We start from the raw sequence: 21,115 nt of genomic DNA on the forward strand, positions 1-21,115 counted from the left end.
AGCTGGCATCGCAGGCAACAGCCCACGATGCAAGCACATCAAGCGCGCGCCACGCTTCCTTGCCGTGCCGGGCCGCGCGTCAGCATCAGCGCGATCAGGCTCAGCAGCGCCGCACCGGTCAGGTAGTAGCCCACGTACTCGATCCCGTAATCCTTCGCCAGCGAGGTCGCGATGTAGGGTGCCAGCGAGGCGCCCAGGATGCCGGCCAGGTTGAAGGTCAGCGAGGAACCGGTGTAGCGCACCGCCGGCGGGAACAGCTCGGCCAGCAGGGTGCCCAATGGGCCATAGGTCAGTCCCATCAGCGACAGGCCGATCACCAGGAACAGGCCGGCTTTCACCAGGTTGTCGGCGACGAACAGCGCGCCGAAGCTCAGGCCGAAGAGCATGATCGCGACCGTCACGCCGATCATCGCCGCGCGGCGCCCGAAGCGGTCGGCGATCAGGGCCGACGGCGGGATCAGCAAGCCGAAGAAGACCACGGCGCCCAGCTGCAGCAGCAGGAACTGGGTGCGCGAATAATGCAGGCCGGTCGTGCCCCAGCTCAGCGCGAACACGGTGAGCAGGTAGAACAGCACGAAGGTCGAGGTGGCCATCAGGGTACCCAGCAGCAGCGCGCGGCCGTGCTCCTTGAAGACGGTCACGAAGGGCACTTTCACGCGTTCGCCCTTGTCCAGCACGGCCTGGAAGTCCGGCGTCTCGTGGATCTTCAGGCGCACATACAAGCCCACAGCGACGAGGATCGCGCTGGCCAGGAAGGGAATGCGCCAGCCCCAGCCGAAGAACTGGTCGTCGGTCAGGGTCTGGGTCAGGATCAGGAAGGTGCCGCCCGAGAGCAGGAAGCCGATCGGCGCGCCCAGCTGCGGGAACATGCCGTACCAGGCGCGCTTGCCCGGCGGCGCGTTTTCGGTGGCGAGCAGCACCGCCCCGCCCCATTCTCCGCCCAGGCCCAGACCCTGGCCGAAGCGGCACAGCGCCAGCAGCAGCGGCGCCAGCGTGCCGATCGAGGCATAGGTCGGCAGCAGGCCGATCACGATGGTCGAGATACCCATGGTCAGCAGGGCCGCGACGAGGGTCGCCTTCCTGCCGATGCGGTCGCCGAAGTGGCCGAACAGGGCCGAGCCGACCGGACGCGCGAAGAAGGCGATGGCGAAGGTGGCGAAGGATTGCAGCGTGGCGGCGGCCGGATCGGCCGCAGGGAAGAACAGTTTCGGGAACACCAGCACGGCGGCGGTGGCGTAGATGTAGAAGTCGAAGAACTCGATGGTGGTGCCGATCAGGCTGGCGAAGAGGACGGTACGGGCTTTATTTGCTGGAGGTTTCATGCATTCACCGCCTTGTTGAGGGCTTCACGGACTTCATCGGCGCTGTCGGGACGGGTGACGCGGGCCACCTCGACGCCGTCCTTCAGGACCACGACGGTCGGCCACAGCTTGATTTTAAAGGAGCGGCCGAGCGGGCGGCCGGGGCCGTCCTCGACCTGGATGTGCTGGACGCCGGGCTGCTCTTTCAGGGCGCCGGCGATGTGCGGCTCGCCGGCGCGGCAGTAGCCGCACCAGTTGGTGCCGAAGTCGAGGGCGACGACCCCGGGCAACGCGTCAACCGCGCTGCGCTCGGGTTGGGACGTTTGATAAGACATGGCTTGCTCCTCAATAGTGCCGATTCGACAAGCGTAACCGAAACACCATCGAGGAGCCAACAATTTATTGCACAGACGGAAATGCGTGGTGGGCACGGAGCGCCCGATGAGACCGTAGTCGAGGCCATTGGCCTCGCCCACCCCTACCGCAGCTTCCGTAGGGTGGGCGCCCCGTGCCCACCATTTATCCGAACAGCTCAGTGCGCATGCCCTCCCGGCTCTTCGCAATGCTCCGGCTCATCCCGGCACAGTTTCTCCTGCGCCGCCAGCGCCAGGCGCCGCGCCTCGATCTGGGCCGGGGTGCGCGCCGGCGCCAGGATCTCGTCCTGCGTGAACACGCGCCCGTTCTTGAGCACCACCTGCACCGCGGCCGCCGCGCGCAGGTCAGTCAGCGGATCGCCGCGCACCGCGATCAGGTCGGCCAGCTTGCCCTCCTCGATCGTGCCCAGGTCCTTGCCGACCAGGGCCATGCGGGCGGCGTCGCGCGTCACCGAGTACAGTGCCGCCAGGTTGCCCTGCACCAGGGCCGCGCCGCGCATGTTCAGGTGCAGCGAGATGCCCGGCACCACCAGCGGCGAATCGGTGCCGTTGGCGACCAGGGCACCGGCCGTCTTGACCTTGGCCTGCTGGGTGGCGTCGTTGACGATGCTCGCGATCTGGGCGGCCGTCGGCGGCGTCGCGCTCTGCAGGCCCGGCACGAAGTTCGGCGGCACCAGGATGAAGCGCGGGTCGGTAACGATGCCTGGATCGAGCCCGGCCAGCGCGCCGGCCGAGAACAGCGTATCGATCAGGTGGAAGTCGGCCTTGCCGAAGACGTCCGCCGCATCCTGGTACGTAATCGCGCGAACGAAGGACTTCGACCAGCCGTAGCCCATGCGCTGGGTCGCCGACAGGTGGGTGGTGCCGGCCAGGCCGGTCGCCGCGCCCGGCTGCACCATGTGGGTGCCGCTGGGGATGCCGAGGTCCTGGGCGCCCTGCGCGATGCGCGCCATGACCGGAATCGGCGCGCGTACATAGCTCTTCAGGAAGTCGACGTCGAAGCGCCTGGCCTTGGCGATCTCGATGTCGGCGATCTGCGGCGTGCGCAGGGTGCGCGCGAAACTGTAGAACAGGCGGTTGCCTTCCCATAGCGGCGGCGAGACGAACAGGCGCGGCCCGATCAGGTTGCCGGCCTCCAGCGCTTCGCGCATCTCGATGCTCTGGTGCAGGGGACCGGCCACCGACTGCGCCGTCGTGATCCCATAGGACAGCATCAGCTGGGCGATCTGGCCGAACTGGCCGCCCTGGTACAGGGTCAGCGGGTGCAGGTGGGTCTCGATCAGGCCCGGCATCACGGTCAGGCCGCTGGCGTCGACCACGCGCACGTCGGGTTCATGCTCGGCGTGCGGCGCGACCGAGACGATGCGGTTGCCCTCGATGACCACGTCGACGTCGCGCCGCAGGCTCGTGCCCACGCCGTCCCACAAGGCGCCGGCGTGCACCACCGTGCGGCCGCTTGGGGCGGCCTGGCGCCAGTGCAGCTTGACGGGAATGTCGCGCGTGCCGCTGCCGCTCCCGCTACCGTCCAGGCGCACGGTACGCACGCGTTCGGCCGATTTGTACAGGATCGTCTGCGAGTCGCCGCCCCAGACCGGCAGGTCGGCCATGTCGTCGCTCACCTGGCGCGCGGGGCCCGTCGGCGCGCCGTTGGGCCCGAGCGGCAGCACGTGCAGGCGCGAATCCATGATGAAGGCGAACTTGCTGCCGTCCGGCGAAAGCGCGCCGGCGCCCTCGTCGCGTTCGGCGATCTGGCGCGGCGCGGGCGCCACTTCGTAGAAGGTGCCGGTGCGGGTGGCGAGGTCGATCACGCGCAGCTTGTTGTAGCCCTCGCGGAAGCGGTTGTTGATGCGCTCGTTATCGACCAGCAGGATGCGCTGGCCGTCCGGCGTCCACTGCGGCGTGCTGACCTGGGTGCTCACCGAAGGAATGATCACCTCCGAGACGCCGGTGGCCAGGGTCCGGATCTCGAGCTGGCCGGAGAGCGTCGTATAGGCCAGGCGCGTACCGTCCGGCGAGAGCTTGGGCGTGACCAGCGAACGTCCGGGAATCGCGGCCAGGCGGGTACGCGCGCGGCTGGCCAGGTCGATGCGGTCCACCGCCAGCTGGCCGGCGTTGCCGCGCTCGGACGAAAAGTAGACGGCGCTGCCGTCGGCCGTCCACTGCGGATTGGCGTCGCGGTCGGGATCGTTCGTCAGGCGCACCGGCTCTTCGCCGATGCGCATGGTCCAGACGTCGTTCAGGGCGACGAAGGCGATGCTGCGTCCGTCCGGCGACAGCACCGGCGCACTGATGCCGCGCACGGGGCGCTTTTTAAAATCGTCGAAGTGGCGGTCCTTGTGGCGCGCGAAGCTCGGGCGGCGCAGTTTCAGTTCGGCGCTGAAGGCGACATCAAGCGGCGCCGCACCGTTGGCGGCGCGGGTGCGGATGTGGCCATCGGCCGTGTAGAGGAAGCGGCCATCGGGCAGGAAGCGCACCGGGAACGGGAAGATGTCCTCGTCCGTCGTGACCTGCGTGCCGCCGACCACCAGCTGGCGCGCCGCATTCTGGTAGACCAGGGCGTCGCCGGCCGGCGTCCAGGCCGGCGCGGCGCCGGGTGCGACGATGATCGGCGTCCAGGCGGGTGCGGCGCCGGGTGCGACGATGATCGGCGCCCCGCCCGCCAGCGGCGCGGTCACGACGTTGGCGCCATCGACATAGGCCAGGCGGGTGCCGTCGGGCGAGACCACCGGATTGCTCTCGGCGCCAGGCCCGGTCGTGATCTGCGAGGGCGCGCCGCCGCCCGCGCCGACGCGCCAGATCTTGTACTGGCCGTCGCGGCTGCGGTCGGACGAGAACACCAGGCCGCTGCCGTCGGGCAGCCAGGCCGGCTCGCGGTCGTCGAACGGGCCGTCGGTCAGTTCGCGCGGGTGGCGGCCGTCCGGATCGATGGTCCAGATGTGGAAATTCCCTTCCGGCGCGTAGTTCTGGAAAGCGATGCGCTTGCCGTCGGGCGACCACACCGGCGCGGTCGGCTCCAGGTGCCAGTCGGTGATGCGGGTCGCGCGCCCGCCCGCGGCCGGCATCACCCACAGCGCGCCCTGGGCCGAGAACACGATGCGGCTGCCGTCGGGCGAGGGGCTGGCGGCCATGTTGGTGCCTTCGCGCAGTTCGACGGTGTAGTCGCGGGTGCCGCCGCGCAGGTCGTTCAGCTGGTCGACGGCGCCCGGCCACTGGCAGGCGCCGAGCAGGGCCGCGCCGATGGCGGCGGCAAGAGCGGTGCGGATGAATGCGCGCGGGCGGTGGGGATGCGTCCTCATGTTGTGGCCTCCTGGATAGTTGCCAAATTGCACCAAAGTAGTGCACGGCTGACCCATCGATCTTCACGAGGCCGCCTGACGGCGAGCTGACTGTTGAGTCAGCTAAGCAAGCTCTGGGGTTGAGTTTGCGCCTGAGCTGATCTCGCTCAATCGTATGAGCTGATGCGCGGGAACTTTTTACCGGCTGAGCTGCAGTCCAGCAATGCGCGTACAAGGTGAAATGCTTAACCGACGAGAGCAATCCTTGATGGCATATTGGTTCAAACTCGTCAATAGGAGGCCATCATGTCCGATAATCTGCAGAAAGCCGGTCAACAGGACCGCAGCCGCATCAACGTGCACGAAGAGTGGGAAGTGCGCCACTGGACCGAGGCCCTGGGCGTGTCCCGCGAAGAGCTGGAACGCGCCGTCGCCGAAGTCGGCGTCTCGGCCGAAGCCGTGCGCCAGCACCTGAAGCGTAACAAGTAAGTCAAGCTCCCCGGACGCGCCACGCGTCCGCCGGCCGCGGGTTCAGCCCGCGGCCACACCGCAGTGCTCTTTCAACGCTGCCCTCCGGCCTCTCCGCCGCCGGATGCATCGTACCGTTGCGCGCCCTTGCGCCCCCTATTCCATAAAAAAAGGAGCCCAACGTGGATATCCGCGCCTTTGTCGCATCCCTCGACATCACCCTGCCCAATGCCCTCTTCGCACTGAGCCTGGCCGTGGCCAGCTTCGTCGCCGTCCACGGCGTCCTGATGCTGTTCCGGCGCCGTCTCGACCGGCTCAGCGACGAACGCGCCCACCGCCCCGTGGCCGAAGTGCTGCGCAAGACCCTGGCCCGCACCAGCAACCTGGTCGTCTTCGCCACCGCCGTCCTGATCGGCCTGTCTGCGCTCGACCTGCCGGCGCCCTGGAACGCGCGCGTCAGCCACCTGTGGTTCCTGACTCTCGGCCTGCAGCTGGCGATCTACCTGCACAGCGCGATCAAGGTCACCGCGCGCCGCTACTTCCGCACCCACGAACACGCAGCCGCCGCCGACAACCAGGTGACGGTGGCCCACACTCTCATCATCTGGGTGCTGCAGACCAGCGTCTGGGTGATCTTCGCACTGGCCCTTCTCGCCAACCTCGGCATCAACATCTCGACTTTCGTCGCCAGCCTCGGCATCGGCGGTATCGCCATCGCGTTGGCCGTGCAGAACGTGCTGGGCGACCTGTTCGCCTCGCTCTCGATCGCGATCGACAAGCCCTTCGAGGTGGGCGACTTCATCTCCACCTCCAGCACCTCGGGCACGGTCGAGAAGGTGGGCCTGAAGACGACGCGCCTGCGCGCCTCGAGCGGCGAACAGATCATCGTCTCGAACGCCGAGCTGCTGAAGTCGACGGTCTCGAATTTCAAGCGCATGGTCACGCGCCGCATCGTCTACAACCTGCGCGCCCATCCGGACACGCCGGCCGCGCTGGCGGCCAAGGTGCCGACCGCGATCGCCGAATTCATCGGCCGCCAGGAGCAGGTGCGCTTCGACCGCGCCCACCTGAGCAAGTACACCCAGGACTACATCGAGTGGGAGATCGTCTACACCATCCTCGACGCCAACTACGACCTGTTCATGAACACCCAGCAGGCCATCATCCTGGCCTCGATGCAGATGTTCGCCGACCTCGGCATCTCGACCGCCCCGCGCGCACAGCAACTGCTGCTGCAGGTTGCGGTCGAAACGGAAGCGCCCGAAGTGCCGCAAGGCCCGCGCCCGCGCTACCCCAACACCCTTCGCAGCCTGCCGAAGGGGACCTGAGCACACTGTTCTTTTAGGAGCAAGCGATGAACCAGCCGAAGCAACAGCAGCAGCCCCCGGGCCACGAGTCCGCCCTCACCCCGAAAGCCGACCACGGCGAGACCAGCTACCAGGGCGCGAACAAACTGGCCGGCAAGGCCGCGGTGATTACCGGCGCCGACAGCGGCATCGGCCGCGCCGTGGCGCTGGCCTTTGCGCGCGAAGGCGCGGACGTCCTGATCGCCTACCTGAACGAGCACGAGGACGCGCAGGAAACCGCGCGCCTGGTCGAGGAAGCGGGCCGCCGTGCCGTGCTGATGCCGGGCGAGCTGGCAGAACCCGCTCACTGCCGCGCCATCGTCGACAAGGCGGTGCAGGAATTCGGCCGCATCGACGTCCTGGTGAACAACGCCGCCTTCCAGATGACCCACGATTCGATCGAGGAGATCCCGGACGAGGAATGGGATTACACCTTCCAGGTCAACATCACGGCCATGTTCCACATCTGCAAAGCCGCGGTGAAGCACATGAAACCCGGCTCCAGCATCATCAACACCACCTCGATCAACTCCGACAAGCCGAAACCGACCCTGCTGGCCTATGCGACGACCAAGGGCGCGATCGCCAACTTCACGGCGGGGCTGGCGCAGCTGCTGGCGGACAAAGGGATTCGGGTGAATTCGGTGGCGCCGGGGCCGATCTGGACGCCGCTGATTCCGTCGACCATGCCGCCGGACGAGGTGGAGAGTTTCGGGCAGCAGGTGCCGATGAAGCGGCCGGGGCAGCCGGCGGAAGTGGCGCCGGTGTATGTGCTGCTGGCGTCGGACCAGGCAAGTTATATTTCGGGTGCGCGCATCGCCGTAACGGGAGGTACACCGATTTTGTAGGGGTCATGAAGGCCAATGGCCTTCATGACGGGTTCACTGGGCATGCCCGCGCGTGAAGCTCGCGTCATGTTGGCGGGGTCTTTCCCCAAACGAAGCCAACAAAACGCGACATTCCGCGCGGGCATGCCCGCCCTACGGTGCGCAACCGTTCCGTATCGAAATTAATATAACGGCGTCGGAACCGGCGTCGGCGGTGGCGGCGGCACCCCTTCCATCGGCGCGTCTTCCACCTCTTCGGCCTCGTCCACGGACTGTTCGACAGGCGCCGGCTCGTCCGCCGGCACGCCTTCGACCAAATCACCCGGCTCGATGAATTCCTCTTCCGGCTCTTCTTCCCGCGCCCTTGCCGGCGCCGGCGGCCGCCCACCCGGGAACAGCGCCTCACGATCGATCTTGCCCGCATCCAGCGCGCTTTTGAAGAAGTCCCCCACCAGCAGGATCGCATTGTGCCCGCCCTGCCCCCAATAGCTCGACCGCATGGTGACGCGGTTGTCGTTGAAGCCGACCCAGGCCCCCGCCACCAGGTTCGGATGCATCAGGATGAACCAGCCGTCGGCGTTGTTTTGAGTGGTGCCGGTCTTGCCGGCGACGTCGCCGTTGATGCCGAAGCGGTAGCGCACGGCGGTGCCGGTGCCGCGGTTGACGACGCCGCGCAGCATGTCGATCAGGGTCGCGCTCGACGCCGCCGACATCGCGCGCTCCGGCGCCACCGTGGCGAAGTCGGCGATCACGTTGCCGTCGCGGTCGCTGATGCGGCGCACGAACACCGGTTTACGGTACTCGCCCTGGGCCGCGATCGACGCATAGCCGCTCACCATTTCGAGCAGGGTCACCGGGCTGGTGCCCAGTGCCAGCGAAGGCACCTGGGCGAGTTTGCTCTGGCGGATGCCGAGGTTCTGCGCCAGTTTGACCACCGGCGGCAGGCCGACGTCGCGCATCACCTGCGCCGTGATCGTGTTCTTCGAGTACACCAGGCCGTCGCGCATCGTCATCTGGCGGCCCGTGGTGCCCGACATGTCGGTCGGACGCCAGACCGTACCGTCGGCGGCGCGGATGTCCATCACGGCGTCGACATAGGGCTGCTCGGGCGGGATCCCGTTTTCCAGCGCCGCGCCGTAGACGAAGGGCTTGAAAGTCGATCCCGGCTGGCGCGCGGCCTGGGCCACGTGGTCGAACTGGTCGCGCGCGAAATCGCGGCTGCCGACCCAGGCTTTCACTTCGCCGGTGGTCGGATCGATGGCGACGAAACCCGCTTCCAGGCGCGCCTTGGCTTCCTTGAGGCGCTTCATGAAGCTGCGGTCCGCCTTGATGCGTTTCAGCGCCGCGGCGGGCGCCTCGCCGCCGTCGACCGCCTTGCGGTAGTCCGGCGTCTCGCGGACGAAAGCGTCCAGTTGCGCGCCGTGGGTGTGCCAGTAATAGTCGAAGGGCGCGATGCTGCTGCGCATGGACGTGTAGGTGCCGATCGAGGTCGAACCCGGCGGAGAAGGATTGGCCCACTCGACGTCGGCCACGGCCTGCAGCGCGCTTGCCTGCTTTTCGACGGCGCGCAGGGCCGCTTCCTGCAGGTTGGAGTCGAGCGTGGTCTGCACCACCAGGCCGTCCAGTTCGAGGTCGTAGTCGTTTTCGTTGGCCCACTCGAGCAGCCACTTGCGCACGTAGGCCGTGAAGTGGTTGTCGCGCCCACTGCGTTCCGCCTGGCGTTCGAAATCGAGGCGCAGCGGACGCTTCACCAGCGCCTTGTAGCGCGCCTCGTTGAAGGCGCCGCGCTTGAGCATCTGGGCCAGTACCACGTTGCGGCGCGCCAGCGAGCGCTCCGGATTGGTGACGGGATTGTAGTAATAGGTCCCCTTCAGCATGCCCACCAGCGTCGCCGCTTCCAGCACGTCCAGCCTGGACGCCGGCTTGCCGAAATAGGTGCGCGCCGCCATCTCGATGCCGCGCGCGTTGTACAGGAAAGGCACCGTATTCAGGTAGGCTTCGAGGATCTCGGTCTTGCTGTAGGTGTTCTCGATCTTGATCGCGGTGATCAGTTCCTTGAGCTTGCGGTTGATGCTGCGCGCGCGCCCGATCTCTTCCGGGAACATGTTGCGCGCGAGCTGCTGGGTGATCGTCGAGCCGCCCTGGGCGTCGCCCTTCAGGCTGGCCAGCATGGCGCCGCCGATGCGGGTGAAGTCGACACCGTGGTGGTCGTAGAAGCGGTGGTCCTCGGTCGCGATCAGGGCCGTCACCACGTGCGGCGAGACCTGCGACAGTTTCACGCGCTCCTGCAGGCCCTGCTCGAAGGTGCCGAGCTCCTTGCCGTCGCTCGACAGGATCGTGCTCGGCCGCGCGCTGGTGACCTGCTTCAGGTCGTCGACGCCGGGCGTGAGCGGAATGAGGATGACCAGGTAAGCGATGAAGGCAGCGAGCAGTACTACAAACGAAGCGACGCCAATGATCAGCACCTGCTGCCTGCGCGGCCGCCCGGACAGGAAGCCATGCGCCTGGCGCACGCCGGCCTTTGCCCTGCCGCCGGCACTGCCGAACAAATCCCTCGCCTGCTGCCGAATGCCGCTCTCGGTCTTCTCGTCCTGGTCCACTGTTTTCCTTGCTAAATTGATCTGCCAGGCGAAGTATAGCCGACCGCGCGCCGCACACATGTGGGCCGTGGAACACGCCGCCTGCGGCCGGGCTCGCGAAGGCTTGCGCTTTCGGCTATGATGTCACAATGTCTTTACAATCCATCCCTGCGGAAACGCCGCAGCAAGAACCCGTCGAACCGACGACCGAGCCCGCCACGCGCGTGCTGCGCCAGTTCCGCATCGTCTTCAACTCCGTGAAAACCCATTTCCGCCAGGTCGAGCGCGAAGCCGGCCTCGGCGGCGCGCAGCTGTGGGCGCTGTCCGTGATCGCGCAGTCGCCCGGCATCGGCGTGACCGAACTGGCGCGTTCGCTAGACATCCACCAGTCCACGGCCAGCAACCTGGTGCGCACGCTGACCCAGCGCGGCCTGGTCTCGGCCGCGCGCGAAGGTTTCGACCGCCGCGGCGTCGCCCTGCGCGCCCTGCCCGCGGCCGAGCCGCTGCTCAAAAGCGCGCCGATGCCGTTCGCCGGCGTGCTGCCGGATGCGCTGTCGAGCCTGGACGAGGCGACCCTGCGCCGGCTGGAACAGGATCTGGGACGCCTGATCACGCTGCTGGCCGCCGATGAGGCCGGGGCGCAGGTGCCGCTGGCGCAACTCTGAGCGCCAAAAAAGAACCCGGCGCGAGGCCGGGCGAATGTGCCTGTCCAGGCGGCTCAGGGGTCCGCCGGCACAATTCAGGAGGTCCTGAATTCGTCTGAAGCCTTGTCCGCTCCCGGCGCGCATTCGCCTGGAGCGTGCGTCGCCGATCAGGGAAACGCCGGTTTCAGTTGCTGCTCGATCGGCACCGGGAAGGGGAAACCCAGCACCACCGAGCGTCCGCGCACCCGGTTCTGCGCGCGGCATTTGCGGACGCAGACCGTCGCCGGCGGCGCCACTTCGACCGCGTCCTCGCCCATCACCTGTCCCATGCGCCCGCCGCTGGCCACCAGCCAGGTCGACACCCTGCCGCAATGCAGGACCGTCTCCACGCCGCTGCGGGTACGGATGGCGTTGCTGCAGCGCGGCTCGTCGACCCGCTCCGCCACCTGGGTGCTGTCGCGGCCGACGAACTTGCGTGAAAAGTTGTTGGCAAAGTTGATGCGCGACGGTACCTCGATGGTCGTGTCCTTGTAGGGGACGATATCGCCTTCGCGCGCGCGGAAGTTTCCGTTATCGAAATAAAACGCTTCGGCGGACAGGACGTGCGTGAACTTCGTCCTGGACTGGTCGGTCCGCTCCGGCTCCATCTGGAACACCCCGCCGGTGGCGCAATCCTTGGCCTGGATCTTCATCGTCAGGCCCGGTCCTTCGCGCAGGATGAGCAGCGATTCGCCCTCCAGTTCAAGCTCCACGGCGCTGGTCAGCACCAGGCCGCGATGATCGGGAAGCTTGCTGTCGAAGACCCGCGTGCGGCGCCCGCCGGTGAGGTCGAGCCGGTTCGGTGCGCCGGTCAGGGTGTAGTTCAGGATCCCGAACGTACGCTTGTCGATGTCGAATTCCACGTATTTGCCGCGCACGGCGATGAGGTTTCCGCTTCCCAGCGCATTTGCCGCTACCGTGCGCTCGAGCGGCCCTTTCAGGCCCAGCACCGTGAATCCCCCGCCTTCGCAGCCTTCGGACGAGGCCGCGGCTGCCTGGCCGCTCCAGATCGACAACATGAGGCCGAAGGCGGCGGCAATTGCCGCGCGGGCACGTCTGCACCCTCGCCTGGGCAATGCGGACGACGGCGTGCTGGATGCGGCTGGCTGGTTCGGTTTCATCGATTTCTCCCCTGGGTTGGTCGACGGCGGCGGGATGCGGCCGTATCGGTATTCGCACCATGTACGTCAGCAATACCCATGCCAGGGCTCGTTCGGCACGCATACGGGGCTGGGCCTGGCGCGGCACTCCCCGTTTTCTTGCTGGGGAAAAATCTTTGGGGCATTACACCCACCTGCCGCGCGATTTCCCCCACCCGGGCGCCCATGCCCCCACGGCCCGCCTGCCAGGAATTGTTGGCAGCTGAACACACTTGCGAAAATGCACGCAAAACGATGGGCTGACGATGCGGGCGGGAGTATCATGCAATCAGCATCGTATTTACACCGCCGACGCCGCGCTGCCGGCCGTTTCGGCGCCAACCGGGTTCAACGTAGAGGGAATGGACGGCCATGCCTCGCAAGGAGACTGCTTCCGACGACCAGTTCGACCTGATGCGTCGATTCCTGCTGCTGAGCCTGGTCGCGATCTGCATCGTCTCGATCGCCTCCGCCGCCCTCATGTCCCGTTTCCTGACCAACCGCCTGCTGCAGCGCGACGCCGAAGTCACCCGGGATTTCGTCCAGAACGTGATGGAGACCGAGCTGGCCAAGGGTTATTCGCTCGACCACCCGGAGATGGTCGAGCGGCTGGCCGCCTTCCTCAAGCACGTCGCGGCCATGCCCGACGTTGCACGGGCCAACGTGTACGCCACCGATTCGACCCTGCTCTGGTCGAGCGAGAACCGGCTGCAAGGGCGCAAGTACGGAGGCAATCCGGAACTGGCCGAAGCGCTGAAGGGACAGCTCGAGATCGAGAGCGGCGAAGTCGGCGGCCGGCACAGGCACAAGGCGGAGCACTATTATCTGAGCGGATCGCGCGCGCGCTTCGTCGAACTGTACATTCCCCTGCGCGACGCCGGCACCAGGGCGGTGGTCGGCGTCGTCGAGCTCTACCGGATCCCGGTCGCGCTGACACGGGCGATCCACGCCGGCACCGCGCTCACCTGGCTCACCTCGATAGGAAGCGGGCTGTTCCTGTATGCGGTCCTGTTCTGGATCGTGCGGCGCGCGGACCGCGTGATCCGCTCGCAGCAGGAACGGCTGATCGAGTCCGAGACTATGGAGGCCCTGGGAGAGATGGCCGCCGCCGTCGCGCACGGCATCCGCAATCCGCTGGCCTCGATCCGGTCCTCGGCCGAGTTGTGGCAGGACGCGGCGCGCGCGGAAGACGCGGAACCGGCGACCGACATCATCCTCGAGGTGCACCGGATCGAGCGCTGGATCCGCGAGCTCCTGACCTACTCGGCGCCGCCCGACTACCGCAAGGAAGCCACGGCGCCGGGACCGATCATCGAACGCAGCGTCGAAGGCTTCGCGCGTGAACTCAAGCGCCGCAGGGTAAGCATCGAACTGAGCGTGCCGCCCGGATTGCCGGACATCCAGGCCAATGCCGCGCTGCTGACGCAGGCCCTGAACAACCTGATCTGCAATGCGATCGAGGCGATGCCGGCGGCCGGCGGCACCATCGTGGTCGCCTGCAGCAGCAAGCCGGAAACGCGGCAGATCGCCATCGAAGTGCGCGACACGGGCAGCGGCATCGGGCCCGAGCAGCTCAGCCGCATCTGCCAGCCCTTCTACACGACCAAGGCCGATGGCCTGGGCGTCGGCCTGACCCTGGTGCGGCGCATCGCGCGGCGCTTCGGCGGCGACCTGCATATCGAAAGCGCACCCGGCGCGGGAACCGCAGTGACCCTCGTCTTCCTGGGAGCCGCACGATGACGCACGCCATCCTCATCATCGAAGACGAACGGGTACTGGCCAAGAACATCAAGACCTATCTCGAACGCCATGGGCACGCGGCGGTCGTCGTGCATTCCGGCGAGGAGGGACTCGCCCGGCTCGACGGCGCCCTGCCCGACGTGGTCGTGCTCGACTTCCATCTGCCCGGCGTGGATGGGCTGGAAGTCCTCGCGCGCATCCGCGCCCGCAGTGCATCCGTCAAGGTGATCATGATTACCGGGGATGCCACGGTCAAGGTGGCCGTGCAGGCCATGAAGCTGGGTGCCTTCGACTACCTGAGCAAGCCGGTGGTGCTGCGCGAGTTGCGCCTGCTGGTCGACCGCGCACTGGGCCTCGACCGCTCGCGCGAGCCTGCGTCGACCGGGCCGGCGCCGGAGGCCGGCGGGAGCGAACTGGACAAGCTGGCGGGCGAGTCGGCGCCGATGCTGGCCCTGAAGGACGCGATCCGCCGCCTTGCGGAAGCCGAGCGCCTGGTGCTGGACAATGACCTGCCGACCGTGCTGATCATCGGCGAGACCGGGACCGGCAAGGAATGCGTGGCCCGGGCCGTGCATTTCGAAGGCGCGCGCAAGGCGCGGCCCTTCATCGAGATCAATTGCGCGTCGATCCCGCCGCAGATGCTCGAGGCCGAGCTGTTCGGCCACGAGCGTGGGGCCTTCACCGATGCGCGCGAACGCAAGTACGGCCTGATCGAAGCGGCCGACGGCGGCACCCTGTTCCTCGACGAGATCGGGGAACTCGATTTGCCGATGCAGGCCAAGCTCCTGAAGGTACTCGAGGAAAAGAAGCTGCGCCGCCTGGGCGGATTGCAGGAGCACCGCATCGATTTCCGCGTGATCGCGGCGACCAACCAGGACCTGGCGTTGCGCGTCCGGGAAGGCAAGTTCCGGTCCGACTTGTACTACCGCCTGAAAATGGTGCAGCTCGAGCTGCCGCCGCTGCGCGAACGTGGCGACGACGTGCTGCTGCTCGCACGCGGCTTCCTTGCCATGCACGCTAGCCGCTACCGCAAACCGGGGCTGTTCTTCACCCCCTGCGCGCAGCGGGCCTTGCGCGGCTGGCACTGGCCCGGGAACGTGCGCGAACTGCGCAACATGCTCGAGCAGATCGCCCTGATGGCCAGGGAGGAAGCGATCGCGGCGCGCGACCTGGCGCTGCCGTCTTCCTTCGCTCACCATCCGCCAGCCGCACCGGCCGCTCCGCCGGGACATGAGATGAACCTCGAAGGCATGGAGCGCCAGTACCTCGTCGCAGCGCTCGGCCAGGCGCGCTGGAACGTCACCCAGGCGGCCCGCAGCCTGGGACTGTCGCGCGACGCGATGCGCTACCGGATCGAGAAATACAGCATCAAGGGCGAGCCCTGAACCGGTCCGGCGCGACCGCCTTGCCTGCGCAGCCTAGACGGTATCCTCCCTGAAGCGGCGCAGCGCCGCGTCGACGATGCCCTCGGTACTGCCCGCCTCCAGATGCGCCTCGCGCAGCAGATGCGCATCGCTCCCCGTATGCGTCTCGTTATAAAGATGCTCCAGCGCCGCCTCGCTCCCGAGCGCCTTCGCATGCGGCTCCAGCCGGCGCAAGGTCGTCAGGATGTCTTCGCGCAGCGAGATCGTGTCGTGGGTCTGCGGATGCACCAGCGTGCCGTCCAGGCCGAAGCGGCAGGCCTGGAAGCGGTTGTAGTTGTAGACCAGGTAGTCGTCTTCCAGCGGCGCCGGCTCGTTCCCCTCCAGCAGATAGCGGCACAGGGCCTGCAGGTAGCAGGCCAGCGCGGCGGCGCGCTCCACCGTCAGCGGCGTGTCGCAGACGCGCAGCTCGATGGTGCCGTATTCGGGCTTGGGGCGCAGGTCCCAGTAAAAGTCCTTCATGCTGCGCACGATGCCGGTGTTTTCCATGCGCGCGAAATAATCGCGCTCGAAGGCGTCCCACTTCAGGATGAACGGCGCCCGTCCCGACAAGGGAAACGCGAACACGCTGTTCAGGCGCGCCGAATTGAACTGGGTGTCGCTGCCCTGCAGGAAGGGCGAAGAACTCGAGAGCGCGATGAAGTGCGGGATGTAGCGGTTCAGCGCATGCAGCAGGAACAGGGCTTCGTCGCCCGACTTGCAGCCGATGTGCACGTGCTGGCCGAAGACCGTGAACTGCTTGGCGAGATAGCCGTACAGGGCCGAGACTTCGCGAAAGCGCGGCTTCGAGAAGATCTTGCGCTGGGTCCACTGCTGGAACGGGTGAGTGCCGCCGCCGCAGATGCCGACGTTCAGGCGGTCGCCGGCGCGCAGGAGCGTGTCGCGGATCTCGCGCAGTTCGGCCAGCAGTTCGCCGTGGTGGGTATGCACGCTCGAGTTAATCTCGAGCATGCTCTCGGTGATCTCGGGCGTGACGTTGCCGGGGAACGGCGCGCGCCCGAGCAGTTCCAGCATGTCGGGCGACGCGGCGACCAGGTCGAAGTCCGACAGGCTGACCAGCTGCAGTTCCAGCTCGACGCCCATGGTGAGCGACTGCGATTGGGCGAATGGTGGGAGTGCCATCTTTACGCCTCCTTGATGTGACGGGTTTCGTTGGCCCAGACGACGGCGCGCTGGGTGAGCACGGGACCGAGCACGTCCAGCAGCAGCATCACGGCCGCCAGCGGCGCCAGCCGGTCGATCAGGTCGACGCCGATCCAGCGCGTCTGTTCCATCAGCAGGATCGCGAACACCGACATTGGGGTCAGCGCCAGGCCCGAGAGCGCGCCCTTGCGCGCCGAGATGCCCGACACGCGCGCAAAGGCGGTGCAGACACCCACCTTGACGAGGCCGCGCACCAGCACCAGCAGCAGGCCGAGCGCGATGCCGCCGCTCAGGTTGCCGACTTCGACCTTGGTCGCGACAAAGAAGAACATCAGCACCGCGAGCAAATCGCCCAGCACGCCGAAATTGCGTTGGGCCGGCGCGAGCGCGATGCGGCGGTGACGCGCGACGAGACCGAAAGTCAGGGCGGCGAGTACCGGCGAAAACTGCAGCACGTGGGTGACCGCCACCAGCAACACGACGGCCAGCGCAAAGGCGAGCGTGGCGTCGCGGGCGGCGTCGATCAGGCGCAGCCAGAGCGGCACCAGGGCGCCGAACAGCGCGCCCAGCACGCTCGACGCCCCCAGCACCAGCAGGCTGCTGCCGGCCGCATGGGTCAGGTCGCCCGAGGTCTGGAACACGCCGATGCCGACCACGACGTTGAAGGTGAACACGGCCATCACGCAGTTCAGCGCGGTCAGGTGCATCGCGCGCTCGGTCACCTGGCCGGCGGCGCCCTGCTCGTTCAGCACGCGCAGCAAGCCGGCCGGAGAACTCGACATCGCCAGCGAACTCGTCAGCGCGGCCGGCAGGGCTTCCATGCCGCACACCGTGGCCACCCAGTACACGGCGGCGAAGGTCAGCGCCGCTTCCAGCAGCGAGGTGGCGACGATCCAGGGATTGCTGCGCAGCCAGCGCAGGTTGATGCGGTAGCCGAGTTCGAACAGGATCAGGCCGAAGCCCAGGTTCGCCAGCAGCATGAAGTTCTTCGATTCGGAAGGCGGCAGGTAGCCGGCCGCCAGGTTGCCGAACACGAAGCCGGCCACGCCATACACGGCGATGCGCGGCAGCGCGGTCCAGCGGAAAATCAGTTCGCCTGCCATCCAGGACAGCGCGATGGCCAGCGGCCAGGCAAGTTGCAAGCCGAGATCGGCGTAATCGGGCATAAGGAATCCTCCTCGAGGGCGGGAGAACTGCTGCGCACCGGGCGGTGCACGTCCCGCGAAAAAACGGCCCCCGGAGGGCTCCGGGGGCACAAAAAGAAACGCCTGAGCGCCTCATCGCTGATCGAGAGCCCAGCCTGGCGGCCTTGCTCTCAACGCAGCCATATTGCCTGAAATATATATTATTGGCAACTACATTCGTGCCAAGGTATGTACGCTCATTTCACTTGCGCGAGCTCGCAGCGCGACTTGCGCCCGTCGACCAGGCAGCGATTGCGCTCGCGCCCGTCGCGGTCGTGCACCAGCACGCGCCAGGTATCCGGCCCGGTGCGCTCCATGCTCATGAAGCCGAAGCCGTCGATCCAGGAGCTCATGTGCTCGACGACGGCGCCCGGGGCCGGGCTCGTGCCGGCGGGCGGCGTGGCGGGCAGCGGCACGATGTCTTCGGCCGTGCCGGAGAAGCCGGCCACGAACTGGGTCGGATGGGGGCTGGCGAAGCTGAGTTGCTCCCACAGGTGCACGTGACCCGAGAGCAGCATGCCGAAGGAGCGCGGCAGGTAGCCCGGATCGACGTCGCCGAAGGCGTCGAGCAGGCCCTTGTCGCCGCCGAACAGCGTGATCGCGCCCGTCTTCGCCTCGCGATTGGCGCCGAAGGCGAACAGCGGATGGTGGTCGACCCCGATGTTGTAGCGCGCCTGGGCCGCCAGGCGTTCGATCTTGCGGTAGCTGTCGGCGTAGGCCGCGCGGCGCGGGTCGGACTGCGGCAAGCCCTTGTAGTTGGTGTTGGCGGTGTCGAACACGACCAGCTGGGCGCCGCCGCCGAGCGGCACGGCGTACGGGTCGCTGTGTTCGCCGATGGCGTCGTTGGCGGGCAAGTCGCAATCGCGTCCCGCCTGGAACGGACGCGGGTCGAGCCAGCGCCACCACCCCTGGCCGGCGCGGCTGCAGTTTTCGTGGTTGCCGCGCGCCAGCACCCAGGGCGCGGCCGCGAGCAGTTTCTTTGCCGGGGTGAAGAAGTCGGCGGCCCAGGCGTCGTAGCCGTAGCCGTAGGGACTGCCGGCGCAGCCCGCGCGGCCGGGAGGGCAAGGGTCTTCGCGGTAGTGGAAGTCGCCGACGTGGATCACCAGGTCGGGCTGGAAAGCGGCGGCGCCGGCGGCCACGCGGGCAAAGGGAAAGGCCGTCGGATCATTACAATCCTGGAACTCCTTGCCCTTCAGGCGGCAGCCGGTGTCGCCGATCACGACGATGCGGGTGGGCGCCGCCTTCGGCACCGGCAGCCCGATGCCGGCGACGCTGGCCGTGACCGCGCCCGCGGCGATCGGCGCCTCGCAGGCCAGCATCGCGCTGGAAGGCGGCGTGTGCGCCTGTCCGGGCCGCGGCGGAATCGCCGACTTCGGCACCCGCACGCGCATCGGCATGGCGCGGTTGTCGACCAGCAGCGGCGGACAGGTCGGCGCCGCCGTGATCAGGCGCGCCGTCGCTGCCCCGTCCTCGCCGATCACGACGAAGGCGACGTCGTCCGGGCCGGGGTCACGCACCAGGCTCGAACAGGCCGCGAGCATCAAGGCCGGGACGAGCAGGCCCAGCCTGGCAAGTAGAGAGGAATTCATGGTCTGCTCCAGCGAAAAAAACGGGAATGTAACACAGCCGTATGACGGCATGGTTGCAGCCCGGTTCAGTCGAACGCGGCAGTTTCGCCCTTCGGCGTAGCATTTTGACAAAAGGAGGCGAAGAATGGCACACATACCGGCATGGCTGCAGGCGGGATTCTGGGGACTGGTGGCGGGCGCGGCGCTGCTGGTCGGGGCGGCGGTCGGCTACCGCTTCAAGGTCCCGGCCAGGCTGGTGGCGGGGGTGATGGCCTTCGGGAGCGGCGTGCTGATCTCGGCCCTCTCTTTCGAACTGATGGACGAGGCCTTCCGCACCGGCGGCTTTCCCGCCACGGCGCTCGGCTTCCTGGGCGGGGCCGCCGTCTACACGCTGGCCAACTGGTGGCTGGCCCATGGCGGCGCGCGCCACCGCAAGCGCTCCTGCAAGCAGCCGAGCGAAGCCGAACACGGCGGCAGCGGCATGGCGATCGCGGTCGGCGCCCTGCTCGACGGCATACCGGAATCGATCGTGATCGGCCTGTCGATGCTCGGCGGCGGCAAGGTCAGCCTGGTGGCGGTGTCGGCGATCTTCCTCTCCAACGTGCCGGAGGGCCTGTCGAGCGCGGCGGGCATGAAGAAGGCGGGCCGCAGCCCGCGCTACATCTTCGGCATCTGGGGCGGCATCGCGCTCGCCTCGGGCGTGGCGGCGCTGGCGGGATTCACGCTGTTCGAGGGGGTGTCGCCGGCCGTGGCGGCGGCGACCACGGCGACGGCGGCGGGGGCGATCCTGGCCATGCTGGCCGATACCATGATTCCCGAGGCCTTCGAGGAGGCCCACGATTTCGCGGGCCTGATCACGGTCGCCGGTTTTCTTGCGGCCTTTGCGCTCAGCAAGATGGGCGGCTAGATCGGCCTTCAGCTGCGCGGGAAGTCCGGACGGAAGGTCTTGGCCGGCAGCGTGCACTGCTCGATGGCGCGCGGCTTGGTGTCGTCGTCGCTGTTCGTCACGTAGCAGTCGTCGAAGACCGAGCAATAGCAGGTCGACCAGCTGATCTTGTCCATCTGCTTGTGTAGCGCGAGCAGGGCGGGACTCGGTGTCGCCGTCTCGCTCCAGTCGAACATCTGCACCATCGCGCCGGGCCGGATCAGCGAACCGGCGATGCCGCCGCGGGCGTCCAGATTCCTGGCCTCCTCCGGTTCCGCGGAGCAGCACTTCTGCAGCAGCTCGGTCAGGTTGCCCACCGGCTTGCCATCAAAGTTGAATTGGACCCATTCGATCCGCGCCGGTCCCACGCCATTGTTTTCAAGCATGTACCGCACGCGCCGCGCGGGCTTCATGACATCGCCATCCCTGTACTCGGTCGAGGTCGAGCGCATCAACTCGACGTACGGATAGCTGTTGGAGGCTACCAGCTTTTCCATCGAATGCGCCGAATGCAAGCCCAGCCAGAGCGAGACCAGGGACACGATGCCTGCGGCCAGGCCCAGGCCGAGATCGAGCCAGCGTACGCCGGTCTTGTGCGGATGGTGATGATGATGGCTTTCGTGTTCCACAGCAGATCCCCAAAGAATGTTGTTCAAAAATAATATTATAGCAATTGAACAAGATCCGGGAACGAGAATTTGGGCCCGCCTCTCCTCCGTCATCCCTTACAATACCGGGCGCCGCAAGCCGCGGCTCAGCCGAGAGAACACCCATGATTTTCCTGAAGGTCCCCTACGCCGAAAAAGACGAAGCCAAGGCCCTGGGCGCCCGCTGGAACCCGACCCGCAAATGCTGGTACGTCCCGGACGGCAAGGACAAAGAACCTTTCGCGCGCTGGATCGCCGGCGGCGCGGAAGGCGGCGCAGACGCCGCGAAGGCGCCCTCCTCGCGCGATGCCTTCGGCGCCAAGCCCGTCATCGGCGCGAAATACCTCGAGTTGCCGCACGCCTGCAATCCTTTCGAGGAATGCGCCGAATGCCGCCCGAAGCTGATCGAGAGCGGCTGGCTGGAAGCACATCAGGCCGTGCGCAAGCTGCTGGCCGGGCTGTGAGCCCATCATATCGACTGACTGACACCGACAC

General features: G+C 67.3%; 17 protein-coding genes. 8 read left to right on the forward strand and 9 right to left on the reverse strand.

Annotated features, from left to right (window positions below; all coding sequences use genetic code 11):
- Positions 1 to 38: 38 nt before the first annotated feature.
- The 3 genes from ACFPQ5_RS09885 to ACFPQ5_RS09895 form a co-directional block, all read right to left on the reverse strand.
- Positions 39 to 1,322, reverse strand: coding sequence for an MFS transporter (locus ACFPQ5_RS09885; RefSeq protein ID WP_379754299.1), 1,284 nt, complete (start codon positions 1,320 to 1,322; stop codon positions 39 to 41).
- Positions 1,319 to 1,636 carry a thioredoxin family protein gene (locus ACFPQ5_RS09890; RefSeq protein ID WP_379754302.1) on the reverse strand — a complete coding sequence of 106 codons (318 nt, stop codon included), beginning with the start codon at positions 1,634 to 1,636 and terminating at the stop codon, positions 1,319 to 1,321. The genes ACFPQ5_RS09885 and ACFPQ5_RS09890 overlap by 4 nt, the downstream gene beginning before the upstream one ends.
- A gap of 197 nt (positions 1,637 to 1,833) precedes the next feature.
- Positions 1,834 to 4,971, reverse strand: coding sequence for an amidohydrolase family protein (locus ACFPQ5_RS09895; protein ID WP_379754305.1), 3,138 nt, complete (start codon positions 4,969 to 4,971; stop codon positions 1,834 to 1,836).
- Between the two features lie 285 nt (positions 4,972 to 5,256).
- Here ACFPQ5_RS09895 and ACFPQ5_RS09900 point away from each other — a divergent pair, with 285 nt between their 5' ends.
- The 3 genes from ACFPQ5_RS09900 (at position 5,257) to ACFPQ5_RS09910 (ending at position 7,612) form a co-directional block, all read left to right on the forward strand.
- The gene (locus tag ACFPQ5_RS09900; protein WP_379754308.1) at positions 5,257 to 5,439 is read left to right on the forward strand and encodes a DUF3606 domain-containing protein; all 183 of its coding nucleotides are present in this window, start codon (positions 5,257 to 5,259) and stop codon (positions 5,437 to 5,439) included.
- A gap of 161 nt (positions 5,440 to 5,600) precedes the next feature.
- Positions 5,601 to 6,746, forward strand: a complete 1,146-nt coding sequence (locus tag ACFPQ5_RS09905; protein ID WP_379754310.1) for a mechanosensitive ion channel family protein — start codon at positions 5,601 to 5,603, stop codon at positions 6,744 to 6,746.
- A gap of 26 nt (positions 6,747 to 6,772) precedes the next feature.
- Positions 6,773 to 7,612: a glucose 1-dehydrogenase gene (locus tag ACFPQ5_RS09910; RefSeq protein WP_379754313.1), complete on the forward strand. Its 840-nt coding sequence runs from the start codon at positions 6,773 to 6,775 to the stop codon at positions 7,610 to 7,612.
- 161 nt (positions 7,613 to 7,773) lie between these two features.
- On the opposite strand, the gene ACFPQ5_RS09915 is transcribed toward ACFPQ5_RS09910, so the two are convergent.
- Complete coding sequence (locus ACFPQ5_RS09915; protein WP_465263130.1) at positions 7,774 to 10,251, reverse strand: penicillin-binding protein 1A; 2,478 nt, start codon at positions 10,249 to 10,251, stop codon at positions 7,774 to 7,776.
- A 68-nt stretch (positions 10,252 to 10,319) separates the two neighbouring features.
- Here ACFPQ5_RS09915 and ACFPQ5_RS09920 point away from each other — a divergent pair, with 68 nt between their 5' ends.
- The gene (locus ACFPQ5_RS09920; protein WP_379754318.1) at positions 10,320 to 10,835 is read left to right on the forward strand and encodes a MarR family winged helix-turn-helix transcriptional regulator; all 516 of its coding nucleotides are present in this window, start codon (positions 10,320 to 10,322) and stop codon (positions 10,833 to 10,835) included.
- Between the two features lie 146 nt (positions 10,836 to 10,981).
- Here the strand turns inward: ACFPQ5_RS09920 and ACFPQ5_RS09925 are convergent, their stop codons facing one another.
- Positions 10,982 to 11,974: a hypothetical protein gene (locus tag ACFPQ5_RS09925; RefSeq protein WP_379754320.1), complete on the reverse strand. Its 993-nt coding sequence runs from the start codon at positions 11,972 to 11,974 to the stop codon at positions 10,982 to 10,984.
- Between the two features lie 390 nt (positions 11,975 to 12,364).
- On the opposite strand from ACFPQ5_RS09925, the gene ACFPQ5_RS09930 reads away from it, so the two are divergent.
- Both ACFPQ5_RS09930 and ACFPQ5_RS09935 read left to right on the forward strand, forming a co-directional pair.
- Positions 12,365 to 13,732 (forward strand): sensor histidine kinase, encoded by a 1,368-nt coding sequence (locus ACFPQ5_RS09930; RefSeq protein ID WP_379754322.1) that lies wholly within the window; start codon positions 12,365 to 12,367, stop codon positions 13,730 to 13,732.
- Positions 13,729 to 15,117 (forward strand): sigma-54-dependent transcriptional regulator, encoded by a 1,389-nt coding sequence (locus ACFPQ5_RS09935; protein ID WP_379754324.1) that lies wholly within the window; start codon positions 13,729 to 13,731, stop codon positions 15,115 to 15,117. Before ACFPQ5_RS09930 ends, ACFPQ5_RS09935 begins: the two co-directional genes overlap by 4 nt.
- A 33-nt stretch (positions 15,118 to 15,150) precedes the next feature.
- Here ACFPQ5_RS09935 and ACFPQ5_RS09940 read toward each other — a convergent pair whose 3' ends face one another.
- From ACFPQ5_RS09940 to ACFPQ5_RS09950, 3 genes are all read right to left on the reverse strand, one after another.
- Complete coding sequence (locus ACFPQ5_RS09940; RefSeq protein ID WP_379754326.1) at positions 15,151 to 16,275, reverse strand: YbdK family carboxylate-amine ligase; 1,125 nt, start codon at positions 16,273 to 16,275, stop codon at positions 15,151 to 15,153.
- A gap of 2 nt (positions 16,276 to 16,277) precedes the next feature.
- Entirely contained in the window at positions 16,278 to 17,462 is a 1,185-nt protein-coding gene (locus ACFPQ5_RS09945) for a cation:proton antiporter (RefSeq protein ID WP_379754329.1), read from the reverse strand.
- Between the two features lie 215 nt (positions 17,463 to 17,677).
- Complete coding sequence (locus ACFPQ5_RS09950; RefSeq protein ID WP_379754332.1) at positions 17,678 to 19,069, reverse strand: metallophosphoesterase; 1,392 nt, start codon at positions 19,067 to 19,069, stop codon at positions 17,678 to 17,680.
- A 124-nt stretch (positions 19,070 to 19,193) separates the two neighbouring features.
- Here ACFPQ5_RS09950 and ACFPQ5_RS09955 point away from each other — a divergent pair, with 124 nt between their 5' ends.
- A complete protein-coding gene (locus ACFPQ5_RS09955; protein ID WP_379754335.1) occupies positions 19,194 to 19,955 on the forward strand; it encodes a ZIP family metal transporter in 762 nt (253 codons plus the stop codon).
- Between the two features lie 8 nt (positions 19,956 to 19,963).
- On the opposite strand, the gene ACFPQ5_RS09960 is transcribed toward ACFPQ5_RS09955, so the two are convergent.
- A complete protein-coding gene (locus tag ACFPQ5_RS09960; RefSeq protein WP_379754338.1) occupies positions 19,964 to 20,602 on the reverse strand; it encodes a hypothetical protein in 639 nt (212 codons plus the stop codon).
- 143 nt (positions 20,603 to 20,745) lie between these two features.
- Here ACFPQ5_RS09960 and ACFPQ5_RS09965 point away from each other — a divergent pair, with 143 nt between their 5' ends.
- Positions 20,746 to 21,084, forward strand: a complete 339-nt coding sequence (locus tag ACFPQ5_RS09965; protein WP_379754341.1) for a DUF5710 domain-containing protein — start codon at positions 20,746 to 20,748, stop codon at positions 21,082 to 21,084.
- Positions 21,085 to 21,115 lie beyond the last annotated feature (31 nt).

This window comes from Massilia suwonensis (assembly GCF_042655665.1).
Lineage (GTDB): Bacteria > Pseudomonadota > Gammaproteobacteria > Burkholderiales > Burkholderiaceae_D > Telluria > Telluria suwonensis.

Bases quoted from the DNA above. Each gene is read 5' to 3' on its own strand.
- ACFPQ5_RS09900 (WP_379754308.1), top strand. From the start codon at position 5,257: ATGTCCGATAATCTGCAGAAAGCCGGTCAACAGGACCGCAGCCGCATC.
- ACFPQ5_RS09895 (WP_379754305.1), bottom strand. From the start codon at position 4,971: ATGAGGACGCATCCCCACCGCCCGCGCGCATTCATCCGCACCGCTCTT.
- ACFPQ5_RS09955 (WP_379754335.1), top strand. From the start codon at position 19,194: ATGGCACACATACCGGCATGGCTGCAGGCGGGATTCTGGGGACTGGTG.
- ACFPQ5_RS09965 (WP_379754341.1), top strand. From the start codon at position 20,746: ATGATTTTCCTGAAGGTCCCCTACGCCGAAAAAGACGAAGCCAAGGCC.
- ACFPQ5_RS09950 (WP_379754332.1), bottom strand. From the start codon at position 19,069: ATGAATTCCTCTCTACTTGCCAGGCTGGGCCTGCTCGTCCCGGCCTTG.
- ACFPQ5_RS09890 (WP_379754302.1), bottom strand. From the start codon at position 1,636: ATGTCTTATCAAACGTCCCAACCCGAGCGCAGCGCGGTTGACGCGTTG.
- ACFPQ5_RS09935 (WP_379754324.1), top strand. From the start codon at position 13,729: ATGACGCACGCCATCCTCATCATCGAAGACGAACGGGTACTGGCCAAG.
- ACFPQ5_RS09885 (WP_379754299.1), bottom strand. From the start codon at position 1,322: ATGAAACCTCCAGCAAATAAAGCCCGTACCGTCCTCTTCGCCAGCCTG.
- ACFPQ5_RS09925 (WP_379754320.1), bottom strand. From the start codon at position 11,974: ATGAAACCGAACCAGCCAGCCGCATCCAGCACGCCGTCGTCCGCATTG.
- ACFPQ5_RS09920 (WP_379754318.1), top strand. From the start codon at position 10,320: ATGTCTTTACAATCCATCCCTGCGGAAACGCCGCAGCAAGAACCCGTC.
- ACFPQ5_RS09945 (WP_379754329.1), bottom strand. From the start codon at position 17,462: ATGCCCGATTACGCCGATCTCGGCTTGCAACTTGCCTGGCCGCTGGCC.
- ACFPQ5_RS09915 (WP_465263130.1), bottom strand. From the start codon at position 10,251: ATGTGTGCGGCGCGCGGTCGGCTATACTTCGCCTGGCAGATCAATTTA.
- ACFPQ5_RS09930 (WP_379754322.1), top strand. From the start codon at position 12,365: ATGCCTCGCAAGGAGACTGCTTCCGACGACCAGTTCGACCTGATGCGT.
- ACFPQ5_RS09940 (WP_379754326.1), bottom strand. From the start codon at position 16,275: ATGGCACTCCCACCATTCGCCCAATCGCAGTCGCTCACCATGGGCGTC.
- ACFPQ5_RS09910 (WP_379754313.1), top strand. From the start codon at position 6,773: ATGAACCAGCCGAAGCAACAGCAGCAGCCCCCGGGCCACGAGTCCGCC.